The organism is Prochlorococcus marinus XMU1406, assembly GCF_017696055.1.
Taxonomy (GTDB): domain Bacteria; phylum Cyanobacteriota; class Cyanobacteriia; order PCC-6307; family Cyanobiaceae; genus Prochlorococcus_A; species Prochlorococcus_A marinus_W.
The window spans coordinates 320,055-341,565 of record NZ_JAAORG010000003.1; the positions used below are offsets into that span (position 1 = coordinate 320,055).

Annotated in this window: 21 protein-coding genes; 7 read left to right on the plus strand and 14 right to left on the minus strand. The window is 33.1% G+C overall.

Annotated elements, in window-relative coordinates; genetic code table 11:
- Positions 1-122 precede the first annotated feature (122 nt).
- From HA149_RS08185 to bioA, 5 genes are read left to right on the plus strand one after another with little or no spacing between them, the layout of a single operon-like run.
- Positions 123-1,262: an aminotransferase class I/II-fold pyridoxal phosphate-dependent enzyme gene (locus HA149_RS08185; RefSeq protein WP_209114732.1), complete on the plus strand. Its 1,140-nt coding sequence runs from the start codon at positions 123-125 to the stop codon at positions 1,260-1,262.
- Positions 1,259-1,963, plus strand: coding sequence for a hypothetical protein (locus HA149_RS08190; RefSeq protein ID WP_209114734.1), 705 nt, complete (start codon positions 1,259-1,261; stop codon positions 1,961-1,963). The genes HA149_RS08185 and HA149_RS08190 overlap by 4 nt, the downstream gene beginning before the upstream one ends.
- Positions 1,956-2,726, plus strand: a complete 771-nt coding sequence (locus HA149_RS08195; RefSeq protein ID WP_209114736.1) for a methyltransferase domain-containing protein — start codon at positions 1,956-1,958, stop codon at positions 2,724-2,726. The genes HA149_RS08190 and HA149_RS08195 overlap by 8 nt, the downstream gene beginning before the upstream one ends.
- The gene (gene bioD, locus HA149_RS08200; RefSeq protein ID WP_209114738.1) at positions 2,723-3,388 is read left to right on the plus strand and encodes a dethiobiotin synthase; all 666 of its coding nucleotides are present in this window, start codon (positions 2,723-2,725) and stop codon (positions 3,386-3,388) included. The genes HA149_RS08195 and bioD overlap by 4 nt, the downstream gene beginning before the upstream one ends.
- Positions 3,389-4,690, plus strand: coding sequence for an adenosylmethionine--8-amino-7-oxononanoate transaminase (gene bioA, locus HA149_RS08205; protein ID WP_209114740.1), 1,302 nt, complete (start codon positions 3,389-3,391; stop codon positions 4,688-4,690). It abuts the gene before it with no gap.
- An 8-nt stretch (positions 4,691-4,698) separates the two neighbouring features.
- Here the strand turns inward: bioA and HA149_RS08210 are convergent, their stop codons facing one another.
- On the minus strand, positions 4,699-4,956 hold the full coding sequence (locus tag HA149_RS08210) for a DUF3143 domain-containing protein (protein WP_209114742.1): 258 nt from the start codon (positions 4,954-4,956) through the stop codon (positions 4,699-4,701).
- A 16-nt stretch (positions 4,957-4,972) separates the two neighbouring features.
- Positions 4,973-5,413, minus strand: coding sequence for a J domain-containing protein (locus HA149_RS08215; protein ID WP_209114744.1), 441 nt, complete (start codon positions 5,411-5,413; stop codon positions 4,973-4,975).
- An 89-nt stretch (positions 5,414-5,502) separates the two neighbouring features.
- On the opposite strand from HA149_RS08215, the gene rsmG reads away from it, so the two are divergent.
- Entirely contained in the window at positions 5,503-6,216 is a 714-nt protein-coding gene (gene rsmG, locus HA149_RS08220; RefSeq protein ID WP_209115361.1) for a 16S rRNA (guanine(527)-N(7))-methyltransferase RsmG, read from the plus strand.
- Between the two features lie 2 nt (positions 6,217-6,218).
- Here the strand turns inward: rsmG and HA149_RS08225 are convergent, their stop codons facing one another.
- From HA149_RS08225 to HA149_RS08245, 5 genes are all read right to left on the minus strand, one after another.
- A complete protein-coding gene (locus tag HA149_RS08225) occupies positions 6,219-7,412 on the minus strand; it encodes an aldo/keto reductase (protein ID WP_209114747.1) in 1,194 nt (397 codons plus the stop codon).
- A 10-nt stretch (positions 7,413-7,422) separates the two neighbouring features.
- Positions 7,423-7,782, minus strand: coding sequence for a ferredoxin (locus HA149_RS08230; RefSeq protein ID WP_209114750.1), 360 nt, complete (start codon positions 7,780-7,782; stop codon positions 7,423-7,425).
- A gap of 9 nt (positions 7,783-7,791) precedes the next feature.
- On the minus strand, positions 7,792-8,184 hold the full coding sequence (locus tag HA149_RS08235; protein WP_209114752.1) for a DUF1257 domain-containing protein: 393 nt from the start codon (positions 8,182-8,184) through the stop codon (positions 7,792-7,794).
- Positions 8,171-8,386 carry a DUF2997 domain-containing protein gene (locus HA149_RS08240; protein ID WP_209114754.1) on the minus strand — a complete coding sequence of 72 codons (216 nt, stop codon included), beginning with the start codon at positions 8,384-8,386 and terminating at the stop codon, positions 8,171-8,173. Before HA149_RS08240 ends, HA149_RS08235 begins: the two co-directional genes overlap by 14 nt.
- A 149-nt stretch (positions 8,387-8,535) precedes the next feature.
- Positions 8,536-9,303 (minus strand): HEAT repeat domain-containing protein, encoded by a 768-nt coding sequence (locus HA149_RS08245; protein WP_209114756.1) that lies wholly within the window; start codon positions 9,301-9,303, stop codon positions 8,536-8,538.
- A gap of 25 nt (positions 9,304-9,328) precedes the next feature.
- Here HA149_RS08245 and HA149_RS08250 point away from each other — a divergent pair, with 25 nt between their 5' ends.
- Positions 9,329-9,496, plus strand: coding sequence for a hypothetical protein (locus HA149_RS08250; protein WP_209114758.1), 168 nt, complete (start codon positions 9,329-9,331; stop codon positions 9,494-9,496).
- 20 nt (positions 9,497-9,516) lie between these two features.
- On the opposite strand, the gene rlmN is transcribed toward HA149_RS08250, so the two are convergent.
- From rlmN to rpsT, 7 genes are all read right to left on the minus strand, one after another.
- Complete coding sequence (gene rlmN / locus HA149_RS08255) at positions 9,517-10,563, minus strand: 23S rRNA (adenine(2503)-C(2))-methyltransferase RlmN (RefSeq protein ID WP_209114760.1); 1,047 nt, start codon at positions 10,561-10,563, stop codon at positions 9,517-9,519.
- 29 nt (positions 10,564-10,592) lie between these two features.
- Complete coding sequence (locus HA149_RS08260) at positions 10,593-10,745, minus strand: high light inducible protein (protein WP_011863593.1); 153 nt, start codon at positions 10,743-10,745, stop codon at positions 10,593-10,595.
- Between the two features lie 54 nt (positions 10,746-10,799).
- On the minus strand, positions 10,800-14,900 hold the full coding sequence (locus HA149_RS08265) for a DNA-directed RNA polymerase subunit beta' (protein WP_209114762.1): 4,101 nt from the start codon (positions 14,898-14,900) through the stop codon (positions 10,800-10,802).
- A gap of 34 nt (positions 14,901-14,934) precedes the next feature.
- Positions 14,935-16,839, minus strand: a complete 1,905-nt coding sequence (locus HA149_RS08270; RefSeq protein ID WP_209114764.1) for a DNA-directed RNA polymerase subunit gamma — start codon at positions 16,837-16,839, stop codon at positions 14,935-14,937.
- Between the two features lie 38 nt (positions 16,840-16,877).
- The gene (gene rpoB / locus HA149_RS08275; protein ID WP_209114766.1) at positions 16,878-20,171 is read right to left on the minus strand and encodes a DNA-directed RNA polymerase subunit beta; all 3,294 of its coding nucleotides are present in this window, start codon (positions 20,169-20,171) and stop codon (positions 16,878-16,880) included.
- Positions 20,172-20,397: 226 nt separating this feature from the next.
- The gene (locus tag HA149_RS08280; protein WP_209114768.1) at positions 20,398-21,192 is read right to left on the minus strand and encodes a TatD family hydrolase; all 795 of its coding nucleotides are present in this window, start codon (positions 21,190-21,192) and stop codon (positions 20,398-20,400) included.
- A gap of 16 nt (positions 21,193-21,208) precedes the next feature.
- A complete protein-coding gene (gene rpsT / locus HA149_RS08285; protein ID WP_209114770.1) occupies positions 21,209-21,502 on the minus strand; it encodes a 30S ribosomal protein S20 in 294 nt (97 codons plus the stop codon).
- Between the last annotated feature and the right edge of the window lie 9 nt (positions 21,503-21,511).

The following is a 21,511-nucleotide window of genomic DNA, read 5'->3' on the forward strand; positions in this document are numbered from 1 at the left end:
AGGATGAGTTAACTTCTTAATATATGATCTATATAGATATTAATAAACAAAAAATACCTTGCAAACTTTAATAGTAAATCTAAATCTTTTTAATTAAATCCACTATATTTTATTTTGCCAAAATGAAAAAAGTAAAAATTCCAAAAAATAGAATCCGTAAATTAAAAACATTTTCTTTAGGTAAAAAATCATTCGAACTTCTAAGTTTAAATTCGCAAAATAAAAAACTTATAGACTTATGCAGTAATGATTATTTTGGATTAAGTAGGGACAAGGATTTAATAAAAGCTGCTTACGAAATAAGCTTGTTAGAAGGTATTGGTTCAGGAAGCTCTAGGTTTATTACAGGTTCAAGACCAATACATAAATTATTAGAGACAGAACTTGCCAAATGGCTTGATCAAGAGAAAGTATTACTTTTCCCAAGCGGATTTCAAGCAAATATAGCCGCTATCCAGGCTTTGGCAAACAGAAATAGTATCGTAATAGCAGATAAATTGATCCATAACTCTTTATTGGTTGGAGTGAAAGCTGCTCAAGCAAAACTGGTTCGATTCTCACACAATAATTTAAAAGATTTAGAAGATAAAATTATTAAATCTAACCCCACAAAAAATTCCATTTTAGTTGTTGTTGAATCTCTTTATAGCATGGAGGGATCAATTGCTCCGCTCAGAGAAATAACGGAAATTTGCAAAAAAAATAGTGTTCAATTATTAGTTGACGAAGCTCATGCAATTGGGATCTTGGGCCATGAAGGCAGGGGTTTAAGTTTTAATTTTCGTTCAGATATAACTATGATTACTGGGACTTTTGGAAAAGCATTTGGAAGCGGTGGAGCTTTCATAGCTTCCAATTCAGAAATTGGAGAATATCTTATCCAAACAAGTGGTGCATTTAGGTATACAACCGCACTTGCGCCATCTTTAGCTGCTGGGGCACTAGAAGGTTTAAAAAAAATTTTAAAAAATAAAGAATGGGGTAATGATTTGTTATCCTCTGCGAATGTATGGAAAGATGAAATTGTTAAAAATATTAATTTTCCAGTTCAGGGAGATTCTCACATTTTATCAATTATTGTTGGCCAAGAAGAAAAGGCAATTTATCTACAAAAATATCTCGAAGAAAATGGGTTTTTAGCAATTTCGATAAGACCTCCGACTGTTCCATTGGGGCAATCAAGAATCAGAATAACAATACGAAGAAACTTAGATTTTAATCTGCTAAAGAATTTCATTGAAGTATTAAAAGAGTTTAAATGAAACAAATTATTACTCAACATGGGTGGGGACTAAATAAATATTTCTGGGATGATTATAAAGTTGATTTTTTAAATAATAATTGGCATTGGCAAGATAATGAAAGGGGCTATTTTTCGTCAAATAATTATCAAGCAGAATGGATTAAAAGCAAATCTAAAAAAGAAATCAGAATGACTTTATGTCATTCATTTGGTTTTCATTTAATGCAAAAAAAAATTTTAAAAGAAGCAACTCATATTGTTCTTATAAATTCTTTTAATAATTTTCTTCCTTTAAGTAATAAGAGAAACTTTATTTTGAGGTCTCTAAAAAGAATGGAAACAAAAATCATACAAGATGAAACTAAGGATATGTTGAAAGAATTTATATATAGATCATTTATGCCAAATCATATGAATAATAGTTTTAAAAATATGTTTTATAAAAGTCTAGAGAGTTTAAATAAAACTCTTATTTTAAATGATTTAAAACAACTTTACATCAATAGAGATTTTCCAGTATTTTTAAGAAAAGATTGCAAAATTATTTTTATAAAATCAGAAAATGATTTGATTCTTGACAACGAATCAAATCATAACTTTTTAGATTCCTTAAATAAAACACTTGATAGGAAACCAATTTTAATTAAATTATCTCAACAAGGTCATTGCTTGAATAATTTAAATTTATACGAGATCTTACTGAATAAACTTAATGATTGAAATGGATAGTAAAAAGTGGAATGAGAAAATAAAAAATAATTTTAATGATGCTGCATATCAGTATCTAGAGTATTCAAATATTCAGAAATTTTTTTCAAAAAAGATTGTTCAATTTATCAAAGAATTAAATCCCCAAAAAAAAGGTGAATGGATAGATCTAGGATCAGGACCAGGGCTATTAGCAGATGAAATAGAAAAAAAATTTTCTTCCCAAAAAGTATCCAGAATTGATTTCAGCAAGAAAATGCTTCTTGAGAATAAATTATCTAGTAAAAAAATTTTATGGGATTTGAATAATGACTTACCTCCTGAAATAAATAACTGTTCTCTATTAACATCTAACTTTTGCATACATTGGTTAAACAACCCAGAAAAGATAATAAAAAATTGGTTTAGCAAATTAACACCTGGAGGTTTTTTAATCATTTCATATCCAACAAAAGATTGTTTTCCTGAATGGAAAGATACTTGTAAAAAAAATGATATTGAATATAGTGGTCTTAATTTCCTTTGCTCTAAAGAATTATTAAAAGATTTCAAATCTACTGAAATACATTATTCAGAACTGTTTAATTATCTTGAAAATTTTGAAGATGTATATAAGCTTTTTAGAAGCATTAAAAATGTAGGAGCACAATCAACAAATTGTAAACGCAAAACAGTGAAAGAGTTAAAGGAAATTCAAAAGTTTTGGCCAAAGAATTACAATAATACAGTGAACCTTTCATGGCAAATTGAGATTCAAATCATAAAGAAATTATGAGAAGTCAGGATAGTATTTTCAAATTTATAATTTGTGGAACAGATACTGATATTGGTAAAACTTTAATAAGCTCTTTTTTCGCTAAAGGATTAAATTCCTTTTATTGGAAGCCTATTCAAAGTGGTATTGAATCGCAAACTGATAGTCAAATTGTTGAAAAGCTTGCAAAAATAAGTAAAGAGAAAATCATTAAAGAAGCATATGTCTTTACAAAACCTCTTTCTCCTCATTGGGCTGCTGAAATAGATCAAAAAACTATTAACTTTGACATGTTGAGATTGCCAAAAGTAAAAGGCTCATTAATTGTAGAAACTGCGGGTGGATTAATGGTTCCAATAACACGCAATTTTTTACAAATAGATCAAATAAAAAAATGGAATCTTCCGGTAATACTTGTATGTAAGAGCTCACTTGGCACTCTTAACCATACCCTGCTTAGTATTGAGGCCTTAAAACGAAGAAATATTGAGATTTTAGGTTTAGTAGTCAATGGCGAAAAACACTTAGATAATCCAAAGACTCTTGTTGATTTCAGTGGTATTCCGTTAATTACTGAATTTCCTTACATTAAAAAAATGGACTCAAATAATTTAGATATACTATGGAAAGAACTAGATATCAAAAATAAGTTGATCTCACTTTTAAACTCAAAAATAAGTTAAATGAAATCTTTGGATTCAAAAACTCCGAATCAAGATTGGCACCCAAATATTTGGCCACCTTTTACACAGATCAATAACAGCAAACCGCAAATAGAAGTAACTCACGGTAAAGATGCCCTCCTATTTACTAAAGACCCTAAAAAAGAGTTAATAGATGCCATTAGTAGTTGGTGGGTAACTCTTCATGGTCATAGTAACGAATATATCGCGAATGCCATTTTCAATCAATCAAAAAAACTTGAGCAAGTTATATTTGCTGATTTCTTACATCCGCAGGCAAAAAAATTGGCAGAAAGACTGAGTGAATTAACAAAACTTGAAAGATTATTCTTTTCTGATAACGGTTCTACTGCAGTGGAAGTCGCTTTAAAAATTGCCTTCCAATCATGGCAAAATGCTGGAGAGACAAGAACTCAAATAGTAGCTTTTGATGGTGCCTATCATGGTGATACATTTGGAGCAATGGCTTTAGGTGAAAGAAATATTTTTAATGAGAATTTCGATAATCTTATGTTCCCAGTTAGGAGAGTCCCATGGCCCTCAACTTGGATGAACGATGAAAGAGTAGAGAAAAAAGAAAATGAAGCGATACAAGTATTAGAAACTCTACTTAAAACTCCCACAGTTGCAGTAATCCTAGAGCCACTTGTTCAAGGAGCAGGAGGAATGAATATGGTTAGGCCTCATTTTATAAAAAAAGTTTCAAAAATTGTAAAAAATAATAATTCTTTGTTAATTGCAGATGAAGTATTGACTGGGTTTGGAAGATGCGGGAGCCTTTTTGCGTTTCAAAAGGCAAAAATCATTCCTGATTTAATAAGTATTTCAAAAGGCTTAACTGGTGGATTTTTACCGATGGGAATAACTTTATGTAAAGAAAAAATTTTTCAAGCCTTTATTGATGATTCCCCAAGAAAAACTTTTTGGCATGGACATAGTTTTACTGCTAATCCTTTAGGTTGTGCTGCAGCAAACGCTAGCCTTGATTTATTAGAAAAAGAACCACACAAATACCTTTCATTTGAAGAAAAACATTTATCTCATTTAATTAAATTTAAAAACTTACCTTACATAAAAAAGATAAGGGTATCCGGCACAATTGCTGCCTTCGATTTAGATATTGGGAAGAAAAAAGGTTATTTCAATAATATTGGGAAAGAAATAAAGAGTCTTGCAATGGAGCAAGGTTTATTTATTAGGCCCCTCGGGAATGTTATTTACCTCTTGCCGCCTCTCTGTATAACCGACGATCAATTAGAAAAAAGTTACTGGATAATAAGGCAAATCTTAGACAATTTTTAGATAGAAATTTAAGGTCCCTGAAGTATTGCATTTTCCACATCTTCCCTATTTATGCAGTATGAAAATAGTCTTTTAGTTTCTTGTCCTTCACTTTCCCAAATCACACTTAAATCTTCTTGCTCAAAAATAATAGTGGCATTCCAATTAGGAAGTAACAGGTACCATTTAGATGGATTATTAATATCCTTCACAGCACCTAAATCAGTTAGCCACAATTCCAATGATTGTAGTGAATTTTGGTTAATGGGTTTTTTAGAGAGATTCACAAACTTTTTTAAAGTATTATTTTACTAACCAAATAGGTATTGTATCTAATTCTTTTCCAGAAAAAGACGCAATAAAAATTGAAAAAATCAAGCTAATAGAAATGATGATAATTAAAAGAAATAACGAAAACAATTCTCCATTTGAAAAAGGTCTTCTATTCCCTATTAAATTTTTATTATTAGGATCGATTATTAAATTATCTAATACGTTAGAATTATTTTTACTTCTAGATTTTTCCCTTAGTTTGTCATCATACATTTTCCTCAAATTACTATTATTTAAATTTTCATAAGCTTCTAAAACTTCTTGGAATTTACTTTTAGCAACTTCTATTTCTAATGAAGTTGTATCTGGATGCAGCTCAATGGAAAGTTTACAAAATGCTTTTCTTAATTCATGATTTGATGCATTTTCATTTACACCTAAAATTTTGTAGTAGGAAGTTTCCCCTTTCAAAATAATTTTTTATTAATAATCTAATTCTAATAAATTTTTTCTAAATAAAATGTATCTAATGGATGAATAAAATTTATATTTATAACGAAATGAAAAAACAAAACATTCCTGAAGAAATTTTTTCCTTAATAACTGAAGAAGAAATAAATATATTTCAAGAGGTACAAATTAAAATTAAAGAATTAAATAATAAAACCAATCTCACGAGATTAATTGATGGGGATGATTATTGGGTATCTCAAGTTTTTGACAGTATTTGGCCATTTAAAGCTTTCCCGGATATTAATTTTGATAATAAAAAATTTTTAGATATTGGATCCGGTTGTGGCTTTCCTGGTTTAGCTTACTCTATAACTCATCCTAATTCTGAGATATACCTAATTGATTCTTCAAAAAAGAAAACAGATGCAATAAAAACCCTAATTAAAAAGATCAATTTTAAAAACAATATTTATGTAATCAATGATCGTATTGAGAACTTAGCCCATCGATCATCAATGAGAAATAATTTCAATATAGCTACAACTAGAGCGGTGAGTAATCCATCAACAGTTTCAGAATATATACTGCCAATGTTAAAAAAAGACGGGTTTGGATTTTTATATTGTGGGAAATGGACGGATGAAGACAGTAAAAATCTAGATAAAACTTTAGAAATATTAGAAGGGAAAGTTATTGAAAAAAAGAAGATTTTATTACCAAGAAATAAAGGTAACCGAAATATTATTCTTATTCAACCAAAAAGATTTTGCTCTGAAATTTACCCAAGAAAAGTTGGGAAACCTGAAAAAAATCCATTATGAAATTATTTTTTTGATAATCTTTTAGTAGCCCTTTCTCCAAACTTTTCTTTTAAAGTTCTCAATTTTCTTATAACTTTTTTTGGATTAATATGAGCCTCTAATACTTTCAATAATTGTACTTCAGAAACATCTACATCTAACAAATTTGCATTAAATCCAGGGAACCAGTGACTCCCATTACCAAGCAATTGATATCTAGATTTTGCAAATCCTTCCATATCCAACCAATCAATTAAATTTGAAAGCCAAAGCAGAACAGGAATATTAATATTTCCTGGCGTATATTCCCAACTCGGTAAATTTCTATTCCAATTTTGATGCCACTCGAAACCCAAAGAATTAATTGATTCCTGCCTTAATCTGTTTATTATCTTTGGAACATACTTCTCAGAGTCTGATAACAACGAGACAGCTTCTAAATGCAAATCAAAATCCGCTTCTTTTGCAATACCCACACTAAGAGTATGGACATTTTGATTTCGCAAGCAAAAAAGATCATTAAAAACTATAGGATGAAGTGGCTTACAAAGTTCCAACATTTTGTTTGAGGGAGTATGAAGATGTCCCCCTTTATCAGTGGGACTTATTATGAAAACCCCAAGATCATACTTATTTGCTAAATTTATAACTTTTGTATTTTCTTGATTGATGAAATACCAGTGCAAATTTACATAATCAAAAAAGTTTGTTGATATAGCCTTCTCTATGAGTGAAGATTTTCCATGAGTTGAAAATCCAATAGAACCAATTAAATTTTCTTTTTGCAAATTTCTTAAAATGTCAATACAACCTCCATCTTTAATAGCCTGATGTAAATGTTCATCTGTATTAATGCCATGTATTGCTAGCAAATCAATTCTTTTAACTTTTAATTTTTCAATACTTGTCATAACATCTCTCTTAAAAATTTGTGGATCACGATTTGGAGGGATCTTTGTTTGAATAATGTTTGGGATTTTTTTTATATTTTTAAACCCCATTCCTAATTGCATCTCAGAAGTCCCATAATACTTAGCAGTTTCGACATGAGTTAAACCATATTTATTTGCGAGATTTAAAATATTTTCTACTTTATTTTGTTCTTCATTCGAAATCTCAGAAAAATCTAATTGTTCCCAACTTTTTTGAAATCTCATACCACCCAAAGATAAAATAGGAATCTTCAGATTGGTTCGACCAAATCTACGATATTGCATATCTTTGATTTTAATGCTTATTCATTCTTGGTGGTTTGCCAAATGATTGAAACATATCCCTATCAAGGCTATTTTCTAAATCATTTAATTCTTCAAACTTAACCCAGTGAATACAATCAACAGGGCATGTATCCATTGCCTCTTGTATAACATCAACACTATCTCCATCTTGTCTAATTGCTCGACTTCTACCATGAAATTCATCAACTAAGAAGGTGTTTGAAGCAACGTGTACACAGTATTTACATCCTATACATTTAGCTTCATCAACCCAAACAGCTTTTTCTGCTAATTGACCACCTAAGACTGGTTCAAAGCCTGTGATTTCTATATTTAGTGAAGCATTATCAAATGGATCGGTTAAATCCATAATATGAGATTAGTTATCCCACTTGGTTAAAACCAATTCAATAGAACCATCATTTTGATTTTTTTGTTCTACGATTTGATAACCATCCTCTTTTGTTTTGGAAATAATTGTTTCGTAGGCATACATTTGAGTAACTTTAGAGATAAATCTTTCTACTGGAAGCTCAAATTTCCATAGATCTAGGTCAGTAACTAATTCATATGAATTTGAATTATTGTCCCATTTAAATCCAACTTTAGTATCGCCAGGCAGATTCATGCTTATATCAACGGCTGTAAACTTGCCTCTAAAGCCCTTAACAAATTTCTCTTCTTGGTTGATAATGTAACCAAGATTATTTAAGGCTTTAATTAATGGCTCTGCATCTTTGAGCTGTGTTTTAATCGTACTAAAGTGTGACATTAGATTCTTGGTTGAATTGTTTTAATTTTTCATTTTGATAAGAGATGAAAGCATCAGATGTTTTATTCTTAACTGTTACTTTACCAAGAGCGTTTTCAAGATTTCTTGTAGCTTCGTTGCATGAACTACCAGTAAATCCTTCTACTGTCTCTTCAACTCTTCCATCTTGATGAATTTTGAATCTCAATGTTTTTTGAGGCATTAAATTCAGTACTAAGTACTTTTACTTTATATAGAATAACGAAATTTTTTTGTTTCAGTTGGTACAAGTTAATTAATTTTAATTTTTATATTGAATATCTAATAAATAAATTTTTTCAGTAGGTTGATGATAAAAAAAAATAAAAAAATTTAGTTATAAAAACCTTGCATCCCCATTGAATCTAAGGCAGTTTTTGCTTCTTCCATAACGGAAGGTTCTTTATCGAAAAGAGCTATCTTGGTACATTCATCAATGAAAATTTCCTGAAATGAATTATTTAATTTTTCGTACAATCTACACAAAGACCAAATACAATTACTTCTCACACCAGATTCATTATCTATTTTTAAGCTTATCAAAAGTTGTTCTGCTGCTAATTGAGCGTTCTCAAAAGAAACATTTCCAATTTCAGCTAAAGAACTAGATGACCACAACCTAACTGCAGCTACATCGTTCTTCAAAGCATTTATTAATGGATTCAAAACAATTTGATTATCATAATTAGCTAAGCTCCATGCAGTCGCTCTTCTGACATAAGCATTATCGTCAGTCTCCAAAAGACGGACAAGTTTCTCCACCGCGCTGGGACATGGATTACGACCTAAAGCATATACCACACTCATTCTTTCAACAGGACACGGTTGATCAAGTAATGGTAACAAAAGTGGAAAAGATCTTGAATCTCTATATTCACAAAATATTCTTAAGCCCTGTATTCTCTCTTCTCTGTTACCTTTAAGCATTTTTAATGCTTCATTGCATTCTTGAGTTATGTTTAAACCTTTTGGAAAAGAATCTTTATCAATTTGCTCTAAAGGATCTATTTCAATTTCTAACGCTAATTCTCTCGCTAAAACATCAGGATCAACAGCTATATCAACTAAGCTTTCTTTATTAGAGTCCTTATTTTTTGTCATTTTAAAAATAAAAAAATATTAATTTATGGGAGCAGGAGACATCATATCTCCTGGCAACCAAATTCTTGCACTAACTGCAAAAAAGGCGATCCCAAAAAGTGAGACAATAGCGAAAGGTAAGATTTTTGTCTTAATAAAACCCAAAGTTATTAAATTAATTATCACAATAATAACCTGTTTAAGAGACTTTTAAAAAATTTTTATTTGATAATATTATTTATTTTTTGCATTTTGTCTTAGCTGACCACAAGCAGCATTTTTATCTAGACCTCTGCTTGTTCGCAAGCTAACTGCTATACCATTGTTTATAAGTCTAGATTTAAATAATTGGAGATTCTTTAGAGAGGTTCGTTGAAAATCAACCTCGTCAATTTGGTTATACTGAATTAAATTTACGTGACATTGAAATCCTTTTAACAAATTACTTAATTCATAAGCATGTTCTAATTTATCATTCACCCCACTTAGCATTAGATATTCAAAACTTACCCTGCGACCAGTATCTCTTACAAATTTCTTACAGTCTTCGATAATATTTTTGATCTCATAGTTTTTGGCACTAGGAATTATCGTTTCTCTTGTTTTTTGGTTTGAAGCATGTAGGCTAATTGCTAATGTAAATTGACAATTACCTAAAACTTGAAAAGACTTTACTGATAATCTACCTATCATTTTTGGAATAGCTACTGTACTTACAGTTATCTTTCTCTGACTGATCTGGAAATCTTCGTTTATAGATTTAATTGATAAAAGTAAGTTATCAATATTCAATAAGGGCTCACCCATACCCATGAAAACTATATTAGTCACTTTTCTATTCATTTCATTTTCGATAAATAAAATTTGATCTAAAATTTCACTTGTTTTTAAAGATCTCTTCAAACCTTCCTTACCAGTTGCGCAAAATTTGCAATCCATTGGGCAACCAACTTGACTAGAGAGACAAGCAGTTAGTCTTTTTTCAGTTGGTATACCAACGCACTCAATACTTTCATTATCGTCTGTAGACAGTAACAACTTTAGAGTACCATCGTCAGCTAAGTTTCTTTCTTGAATACTTAGCTCACTTACTTTAAAACCATCGTCTTTTAACTTCTTTCTAAAATCTAAAGGTAAGACTTCTATTTGATCAATATTTTTCTTCTTGTTTCTATAGTTATAAATCCAATTATAGATTTGGCGACCTCTAAAAGGAGCCTGACCATAATCTATAGCCACATTTTCTAAATCTTTCACACTACTTCCAAGAAGATTTTTCAAATTATTTTGTATTTAGTGCAAAACTATTTTCACCATAACAGCAAACCATGTTTTAAGAAAAATTCTGTAAGAATAAGAGCAATAAATCCGATCATGGCCATCCTGCCATTAAGTCTTTCATTATAAAAATGAAATCCATAACGAGGTAATTTTCTTTTAGGTACAATCTCTGGCTTAATCATTGCTTGCAAATTTAAATATATATTCTAGTCGCTAAAAATGATAATAGATAGATTTTATTCATCAGAAAGAAGGCCCTCCTCTTGTAATCCCTCCAGTGCAGCAGGATCTGGTAATTGATCTTCAGAAAATTGATTTTCAGCATTAGGTCTTGCGAATGCAGCAAAATTACTCGAAGTAGGATCGATTCCATGTCGGTTTCTCGTTGTCTCCAAATCTTCATCACTAGGATCATCAAGTATTGCAGTAGAGCTTACGGCAGGTGATTGTGGCATATCAACTGTATAATCTGGCCTTAAATTCTGTGCTCTTCTGTAGCCACCAGATTCTTCTGCAAGGATATCGGGGTGAGGACCAGCCTCTGAGGATAATTCCTCCACAAAACCGCTAAAACCAGTACCTGCAGGAATTAATCTACCGATAATAACATTTTCTTTTAAACCTCTTAACCAATCAGATTTACCTTCAATCGCAGCTTCCGTAAGAACCCTTGTTGTTTCTTGGAAAGATGCTGCTGAAATAAAGCTATCTGTGTTGAGAGAGGCTTTAGTAATACCCAACAAAACAGGAGTAAATTCTGCTGGAGCTCCTCCTGTGATTGCCATTGCTTGGTTAGTATCTTCCACTTGCCTCATCTCTATGAGTTCACCAGGCAAAAGAGTAGTATCCCCGGCATCTTCTATACGGACTTTACTTGTCATCTGTCTAACAATAACTTCAATATGCTTATCATCGATTGATACACCCTGAGACTTATAAACATTTTGTACCTCACTGACCATACTTCTTTGTAGTTTTGAGATAGATTCTCGAGCTGCGTCTATTAAAGGTTTTTGATCTTTTAAATCATTAAAATAGCAATCTAATAGTTCATGAGGATTAATTGGACCATCAGTCAAAGATTCTCCCCCTGATACTTGTTGTCCATCACTGACCATTATATTTTTTCCAATTGATAGTTGATATTCATTAATCAAATCATCTTTTTCAATGACCGATAAAGAAACTGATTCTTCATCATTACCTTGTTTAATCTGAACAATTCCAGATTTTTTACATAGAATTGCAGAGTCTCTGGGTCTCCTAGCTTCTAATAACTCTTCAATACGAGGCAATCCTTGTACGATATCTCCAGTTTTCTGCCTCTCAAAAACAAGTAAAGCTAAACCATCTCCCCTAAGAACTAAATCTCCGTCTTCAACATGTAAAACTGAATCAGGAGAGACCATATAAGGTCTGCCAAGTCTTAAAGTTACTGAACTATTAGAAATTTCTTCTATTTCACCACAAGAAGTTGATTTTACAGAATTACTAATAGGATTACCATCCACTACACGATCACCAACTTTTACTAATGCTTTATCACTAATTTTAATTTGAATTTTATCTTGTTCTCTTTCAACAATTAACCTTCTTATAGGCTCATCGTCAACAACTTTTGGTAATTGAATCAATCCTTTTTCTTTACAAAGAATTTGAGTAGTAGCTATTACATCTCCTGCTTTTACTAATTGGTTATTCTTGACTTGCAGTTCTGTATGTGTTGAGCCATGACTGGAGTCAGATATAGTATCTCGTCTTACAAGAATAGACTCCAATATTACTAAGTTTAGTCTATTGATTGATGCATCATTTTTATCTTCAATCGACTCAACGTCAATAGTCATTTGAGGAGTAGCATCATAGCTTTCAATGCTTAAATGTGTTCTAAGCAATTCAACTCCTTCAACTGATTTTATTAATTCACCGTCTTTATAGGTAAGCCTTTGGATAGCTTTTAAGCCTAAATGTGGTCCTTTTTCCTGCTTAACATGTGATAGTTGGGGTAATTCCGCTTGGTCAGGAATGGTAAATTCTTCAACAGTTCTTAATAACAAGCCTCGACATTTAGGTGTTTCTAATTTTTGAACAAAAAGAATTTCTTTATTCTCAACACCATCTAAAATCTTTTCACCTGGATTTACAAGATTTCCTTCTTCTGTAAATCTATCGAGAACTTCTTCATCATCACATTCATGAAAAGTTCCATTTCTTACAGTTATTTCACGAAGGATATCATTTTTTTGTGTAACAGTAACAATTCCTGATGTTTGACTGAAAATATCTTTTACAACTTCTGTTCCAGCGTCAATCCATTTCATATCTTCGATCATTAGAAGAGATATGTCCTTATTGATTTCATGTGTCTCTTGAGGAATCCAAAGCAATGTTCCTCCTTGACTTACTTCAAAACCATTTTTAGATGATCTTGCTTTTTTGACACTTAATCCCGGGGCATATTTTACTAGACCACCAGTTTTTGTACGGAACCTTTCATCTGTTAAATCTGCTATTACCTCGCCATTACTAATTTTACTTCCCGGGGAAATGTTTAAACGATAAGTTGCACCATCACTAGATTCCAAATTATATATTTGACCTGAGTGAGTAGATTCTTCAAGTAATTTAAAATTAGTTAGAGACATTGAAGTAGTAACAATCTGAACTTCTCTTGAATCTCCTACTGAATCTCTTAATCGAACTTGTCCACCAAACTCTGTTGATTGACTTGCTTCTGCCAAAACAGTTCCTTCATCTACAGATTTTCCTGATGAGATAACTGGTCTTGCATTAGGTGGCAAGTTATAGACATCTCCAGCTAAAACCCATAATCTGCCTAATCTTTGAGCTTTTAAGGTAATATTACCCTGCCTATCTGTTACCTCCTTTGGTTGAATAACCTTGTCGTACCTAACTTGACCAGCCAAATCACAAATAACATCTTTTGTGGCTTTTTCAACACTCTTTTTCACAGCTCCAGCAGTAATCTGAGCGACGGTTATATCAGAATTAATTTCTTCACCATCATCTACAAATAGAAGAGATCCACTAGAAACTTCAATTTTTTGAGCTTTGGCAGAATTATTACCTGTAGGAACTATCTTTAGTATAAAATCTACTTCTGCTTGTTTGGCTTCTACACCGTGTGGGGTTCTATAACCTCTAACCTTTGCTTTTGAACTAAATTCAACTTTACCTGAAATTTTTGATCTTACTACTCCACTTTCAGCAGTTGATACACCTCCAGTATGGAATGTTCTCATTGTCAATTGAGTTCCTGGCTCCCCAATAGATTGAGCAGCAATAATTCCAACTGCCTCACCTAAATCAACAAGATGATTATGAGCCAATGCCCATCCGTAACACCTTCTACAAACCGATCTATTAGCTTCACATGTTAATGGAGATCTTATTTTTACTTTATAGATAGATGCTTTCTCAATTTCTAGTGACAATCCAGGATCTATTGCAGTGTTTTGAGGAACAACAAGGTTATCTTCAGCATCAAAAATATCCTCAGCGGTAAGCCTACCAAGAAGTCTTGCTCCAAATTTACCATCCTCAGCTTCAACAACTATTGATCGTTCTGTTCCACAATCTTCTTCCCTCACAATTACATCTTGAGCAACATCCACTAATCTTCGAGTCAAATAGCCAGAATCCGCAGTTCTTAAGGCAGTATCCACCAAACCTTTCCTAGCTCCATAAGAAGAAATTACATATTCAGTAACAGTGAGTCCTTCTCTAAAATTTGTTCTAATTGGCAGGTCAATGATTTCTCCTTGAGGATTAGCCATCAATCCCCTCATACCAACAAGTTGTCTTACCTGAGACATATTACCCCTTGCTCCTGAATTAGCCATCATCCAAACAGAATTTAGAGGATCATTTTGATTGAAATTATTCTTGACAGCATCTACCAATCTTTCATTGGTTTCAGTCCAGGTATCTATAACTTTTGTATGCCTTTCAACTTCGGTGATTTCACCAAGTCTATAGCATTCTTCTGTAGCAGATATTTGCTCTTCAGCTTGCCCAATTAAATCTTGTTTAGCCTCAGGAACTTTTAAATCATCTACTGATATAGAGACAGCAGCTTGGGTAGCATATTTAAATCCTAAGTCCTTTAAATTATCAGCCATGGCTGCAGTTACAGCAGTTCCATGAGTTTTATAAGCCCAAGAGACTAAATTTTTTAAGGCTTTCTTATCAACCACCTTATTCTTAAATGATGGAGGCGTTTTGGCGAGAGCAGGCATTGTAACAGGATTGTCTTTTTTTGAATTTTTAGTAGTCTTACGTACTCTGGATGTTTTTTTAGATTTAGATGAAGTCATGATGTTTAAGTAAATGAAAAATAGTTTTTGAAGATTACGTTATAGATACAGAATCAATGATTGTATGGTTCATCACTACTCGCCCAACAGTTGTCAAAACAAATCTACTTATTAAATTATTATTAGAATCAAATCTATCCCTTCTTAAATTCCAGATTTCTAATCTTGAGCCATCATCTAGCTCTTGGGTTTTTTGTGGGCTACGCATTTCGTCTTCATCTTCTACCTCTCCATTAAATCTAACCCAAACCCATTCATGAAGACTGAGTCTTTTATCTTCAAAAGCAAAAATGACATCTTCTAATGAAGCAAAAGTGGTCTTATTATCTCCGAAATCTGGTTTCTGATAATTCGGTTGCAAAGCAGTCAGATAATAAGATCCCAAAACCATATCTTGTGATGGAGTTACAATTGGTTCCCCAGTGGCAGGAGAGAGAATATTATTACTGGCCAACATAAGCATGCGTGCTTCAGTTTGTGCCTCTAAAGCTAAAGGAACATGAACTGCCATTTGATCACCATCAAAGTCAGCATTGAATGCAGGACATACTAAAGGATGAAGTTGGATTGCTCTACCTCCGACTAATTTCGGTTCAAAAGCTTGAATTCCTAAACGATGCAGCGTAGGTGCTCTGTTTAAGAGAATTGGATGGCCTTCAATAACTTCTTGAAGTACCTGCATTACTTCATCATCGGCTTTTTGTATTAATTTTTTTGCAGCTTTAATATTATTCACAATATTTTGTCGTATTAATCTATGAATTACAAAAGGTTGAAAGAGCTCTATCGCCATTTCTTTTGGGAGACCACACTGATGCATTTTCAACTTAGGGCCAACAACTATTACAGATCTTCCTGAATAGTCAACACGCTTTCCAAGAAGATTCTGTCTAAATCTTCCTTGTTTTCCTTCAATTATGTCACTTAGAGACTTAAGAGCTCTATTATTTGCTCCAACAACAGTCCTTCCTCTCCTTCCATTATCTATAAGGGCATCAACTGCCTCCTGAAGCATTCTTTTTTCATTTCTTACGATAATTTCAGGAGCTAAAATTTCTTGTAGCCTAGCTAGTCTATTATTTCTATTTATAACTCTTCTATATAAGTCATTTAAATCTGAAGTTGCGAATCTTCCCCCATCAAGTTGAACCATAGGTCTAAGATCAGGAGGTATAACTGGAATTGCATCTAAAACCATCCATTCTGGTTTTGCATTAGTTGCGATGAAATTATCAATAACTCTTATCCTTTTTATAAGTTTTGCCCTTTTTTGTCCTTTGCTATTAGTAATTTCTTCTCTAAGCTCCTCAGCAACCTGATTTAAATCAAGGTCCTCAAGTAACTGCTTCAGTGCCTCCGCGCCAATTCCAACAAAAGGTTCATTTTCAATAGTTGAATCTTCAGCATAAATTTCATCTTCAATTTCAAGCCACTCATCCTCAGTGAGTAATTGCTTATATTTAAGTTCTTTGTGATCTCCTGGATCTAAAACGACATAACAATTAAAATAGACTATTTGTTCTACATCTCTAAGCGGAATATCCAAAAGTATTGCAACGTAACTAGGAATTCCTTTCAAATACCAAACATGGGAAACTGGCGCAGCGAGTTTTATATAGCCCATCCTATGTCTTCTAACTCTACTTTCAGTTACTTCAACCCCACATCTCTCACAAACAATGCCGCGATGTCTTACCCTTTTATACTTTCCACAATGGCATTCCCAATCTTTAGATGGCCCAAAAATCTTTTCACAAAACAATCCATCCATTTCTGGTTTAAGTGTCCTGTAGTTAATAGTTTCAGGTTTTGTAACTTCACCAACAACTTGTCCGTTGGGCAATGTCCTCTGACCCCAATCCATTATTCTTTGTGGAGAAGCTATTGAAATTTTGACGTAATCAAAGTGATTTTCAGTTCTTAAGTTGCTGTTTGTCATTTTTTGCGTATTTAAATTAAAAGGTTTTAATTGAGTATTTAATCTTCCTCGTATTCAGAGGTTCCGAGTGATTCATAAGTCGGTCTCGATGGAGTATTTCTTCTCGGATTAATATCTTGCATTAAGTCTACTTCTTTTCCTTCATCTGTATAAACCCCTATATCCAAGCCAAGAGATTGTAATTCCCTCATAAGAACTTTAAATGATTCAGGAGTACCAGGCCTAGGGATCGGTTTCCCTTTTACGATTGCATTAAGCGCTTCATTTCTTCCTTGCATATCATCAGATTTTACTGTTAACAATTCCTGAAGAGTATAAGCGGCTCCATAAGCTTCAAGAGCCCATACTTCCATTTCTCCAAGCCTTTGTCCACCTTGCTGAGCCTTACCACCCAATGGTTGCTGGGTAACCAAAGAATAAGGACCAGTAGATCTAGCATGAATTTTATCATCCACCAAATGGACTAATTTGAGGAAGTGAGAGTATCCAACCGCAACTGGCTGATCGAAGGGTTCCCCTGTTCTACCATCTTTAAGTAATAACTTTCCAGGATCTTCAGGATTGTAAACCCATGCTTTACCTGGCTGTTTTGAAGCTTCCTCTAAAAATGCTTGAACAGTTTGATGTGATTTTTCAGCTCCATACATTTCATCAAATGGAACAACCTTAACCCGGCAATTTAAGTTGGAGGCTGCCCAACCCATCAATAATTCAAAAACTTGGCCTACGTTCATCCTACTTGGAACGCCTAGAGGATTCAGAACAATGTCCACAGGCGTTCCATCAGGTAAATAAGGCATATCTTCTCTTGGTAAGATTCTGCTAATTATCCCTTTATTACCATGCCTCCCAGCCATTTTGTCACCTACTTGAATTTTCCTTCTCTGAGCCACATAAACTCTAACAACCATATTGGCTCCTGGAGGTAATTCATCACCTTGTTCTCTAGTATAAATGCGAACATCCAAAACCCTTCCCTTTTCAGTTTTAGGTACTCTGAGGGAATTGTCTCTCACATCTCGAGCCTTTTCACCAAAAATAGCTCTTAACAGTTTTTCTTCAGGTGGTTGGTCTGATTCTCCTTTTGGAGTAACTTTTCCTACAAGAATATCTCCACTCTCCACATAAGCACCAACCCTAATAATTCCCATCTCATCAAGATTATTCAAGCTTTCTTCAGAGATATTGGGAATCTCTCTTGTTATTTCTTCAGGTCCTAGCTTCGTTTGCCTTGCTTCAATTTCATATTTTTCAATATGTACTGAAGTATATAAATCATCAGTTACCATCCTCTCGCTTACAAGTATTGCATCTTCGTAGTTGTATCCCTCCCATGGCATGTAAGCTATTAAAACGTTTTGACCAAGGGCTATTTCACCTCCTTCACATGCGGATCCATCTGCTAAAACCTGACCAGATATCACTCTATCTCCAATTTTCACTATAGGTCTTTGGTTAAGGCAGGTATCTTGGTTTGATCTTTGATATTTCTGAAGATAATGAAAATGTTCGTTACCGTCCTCATCTTTAACGACAATCTCATTAGCATCTACGTAAGAAATAGTTCCATTAACTTTTGTTATGGGAACCATTCCTGAATCCCTAGCAACTTGAGATTCTAAACCTGTACCAACTAAAGGACGTTCTGGCCTAAGCAATGGAACGGCTTGGCGTTGCATATTTGAGCCCATGAGAGCTCTATTAGCATCATCATGTTCCAAGAAAGGAATAAGTGAAGTAGCGACTGAAATTACCTGAACCGGAGAAAGCTGAACGTAATCAACTTGATGAGGAGGAACTTTTTCGAAATCCTGTCTGTATCTTACTGGTATTAGATTTGCAATTATATTGCCGTCCTTGTCAGTTGCGACGTCTCCTGGAGCTACCCTACACTCATCCTCTAAATCAGCAGAAAGATAAACAGGATTTCCTTCTTTATTAACTTTACCGTTATTAACTTCCCAAAAAGGTGTTTCAATAAAACCATACTCATTAACTCTTGCATGGGTAGCTAAAGAATTTATAAGCCCTGCATTAGGGCCTTCAGGAGTCTCGATAGGACATAATCTTCCGTAATGTGAAGGGTGTATGTCTCTTACCGCAAAGCCTGCTCTTTCTCTAGTTAAACCTCCTGGACCTAATGCTGAGATTCTTCTCTTGTGTGTTAATTCAGCCAAAGGATTAGTTTGATCCATGAACTGACTTAGTTGACTGGACCCAAAAAATTCCTTTATGGCAGCAACCAAAGGTTTGGGATTGACTAGTTGAGCAGGAGTTAAAGAATCTGTTTCTCCTACAGTCATTCTTTCTTTGATAATTCTTTCTAAACGATTAAGTCCAACCCTAACTTGATTTTGAAGAAGTTCTCCTACAGATCTAACCCTTCTATTACCAAGGTGGTCAATATCATCCAAACTTGCTCCTCCAATATCCAATTCTAGATTAATTAAATAGTCAATTGTAGAAAGAACATCTTCATGGGTAAGTGTTCTCACATCATCTGGTACGGTAAGTCTCAATTTTTTATTTATTTTATATCTACCAACTCGGCCTAAATCATATCTTTTGGGATCAAAAAATCTACTATATAATAGCTGTTGTCCTCCTGAAACAGAGGGTGGCTCACCAGGACGAAGCTTCTTGTAAAGCTCAAGCAATGCCTGGTCTTCTGAGTTTATGCCCTCGTCATTAGCTGACTCAATTGAGTTTTGATAAAACTCAGGATGCCTAAGTTTATCGACAACATCATTATCGGATAGACCCATCGCTCTCATAAGAACATGAGCATTAATTTTTCGAGTTTTATCAACTCTCACATATAGTAAATTATTTTTGTCAGTCTCGAATTTTAACCATGCACCTCTATTAGGAATAACGCTAGCGTTGTAAGTTCTTCGACCATTTTTATCCAGTTCATCTTTAAAATATACTCCAGGGCTTCGAACAATTTGATTAACAATAACTCTTTCTGCACCGTTAATGATGAAAGTTCCTCTTTCAGTCATTAATGGTAATTCGCCAATAAATACTTCTTGTTCTTTAATTTCCCCTGTCTCTTTATTAATTAACCTGCAAGTTACATACATTTGAGATGCGAAAGTAGCATCTCTTCTTTTGGCTTCCTCAACATCATGTCTTGGTCTTTTTAATCTGTACTCTTCCCCGATGAAATGTAATTCTAATTTACCCGTGTAATCAGAAATGGGAGAAAAATTTTGTAGTTCTTCTATTAAACCCTTTTCCAAAAACCATTTAAAGCTTGCTCTTTGTACTTCAACTAAATCTGGTAGATAAGTATCTGTTTTTGCTACCTGTAAAGCGCTACTGCTCATCCAAGAAAACCTGCGATTTTGTGAGATTTACCATTTACTTTTAATCTACTCAATATTTAGTTCTTTAACTTCCCATTTAATATGAGATCAACCATTAAATCTCGATTTCAACAAAAATGAATTTAGAATAAATTTTATTTATTGTTGATAAATCATTAACTGTTTAAGTTAAAGTTAAAAAATTGAGAAAAATTTCCAGTAATTCCTAATATTAACAGCTGCTAGGTCAAATTAACAAGTCAAATTTAAACAAATCTTCAGCATTCTTAGATGACTCTCTAGCAATTGTGATTAGTTCAGTAGATCTTAATTCTGCCATAAAATTGGCAACATTTTCAACAAATGCAGGTTCATTTCTTTTACCCCTATGAGGGACAGGAGCTAAAAATGGCGAGTCAGTTTCAATTAGATATTTATCATTTGGGACTATTTTGGCACACTCTTGAATTTCATATGCTTTTGGGAAAGTTACTATTCCACTAAAACTTATGTAAAATCCAAGATCCAAGAATTGCTCCATTTCTTTAGGGGTTCCTGTCCAACAATGCAGTACACCACTAGGACATTTTCCTTTTTTTGCGAGATCACTACATATCTCAATCATTTCATTTGCAGCATCTCTACAATGGATAATTACAGGTAATTGAAGCTCATATGCTAACTCCATTTGCGGAATAAGTGCTTCAATTTGCTGATTTTTATTTTCATTTTTAAAAAAATCCAAACCTAATTCCCCAATAGCTACTACTCTTCTGTCTTCTTGTACTGATTGTCTTAAAAGAGATTTTGAGCTTTCTTCCCATTTTTTTGCTTCTAGCGGATGCAAACCAACTGAATAGTAAATTTCATTAAATTCATGAGATATTTGCTTCAACTTTGGAATTTCTTTTAATTCACAACAAGCATGAACTAATTTTTTTACACCTTTAGAACGTAATCTTAGTACAACATCTTCAAGATCTTTTTCGAAATTTTCAAATATTAAATGACAGTGGGAGTCTATGAGTTCAATATCGCTCATTATTATGATCTGCTCTTTATTTTATGGTAAATGTAGTTTTTACAAAATTGTTGATTTTCGATTTTTTATTAGCACCGTTATTCTTATGAAGAACATTTTTTTTAACTGCTTTATCAATTAAACTAAAAGCTTTATTAAGACTCGTTTTCACTAAATTTTTATTATCCTCATTAGGATTTTTTTTATATTTTTCGCAATTCTCTAAGGTTTTTTTGGTTAAAGTCCTAACAGTAGATTTATATGACTTATTTATTAAACGATTTCTTTCGGCAATTTGTATTCTCTTTTTTGCTGATTTGTTATTGGCCACAGAGGGTAC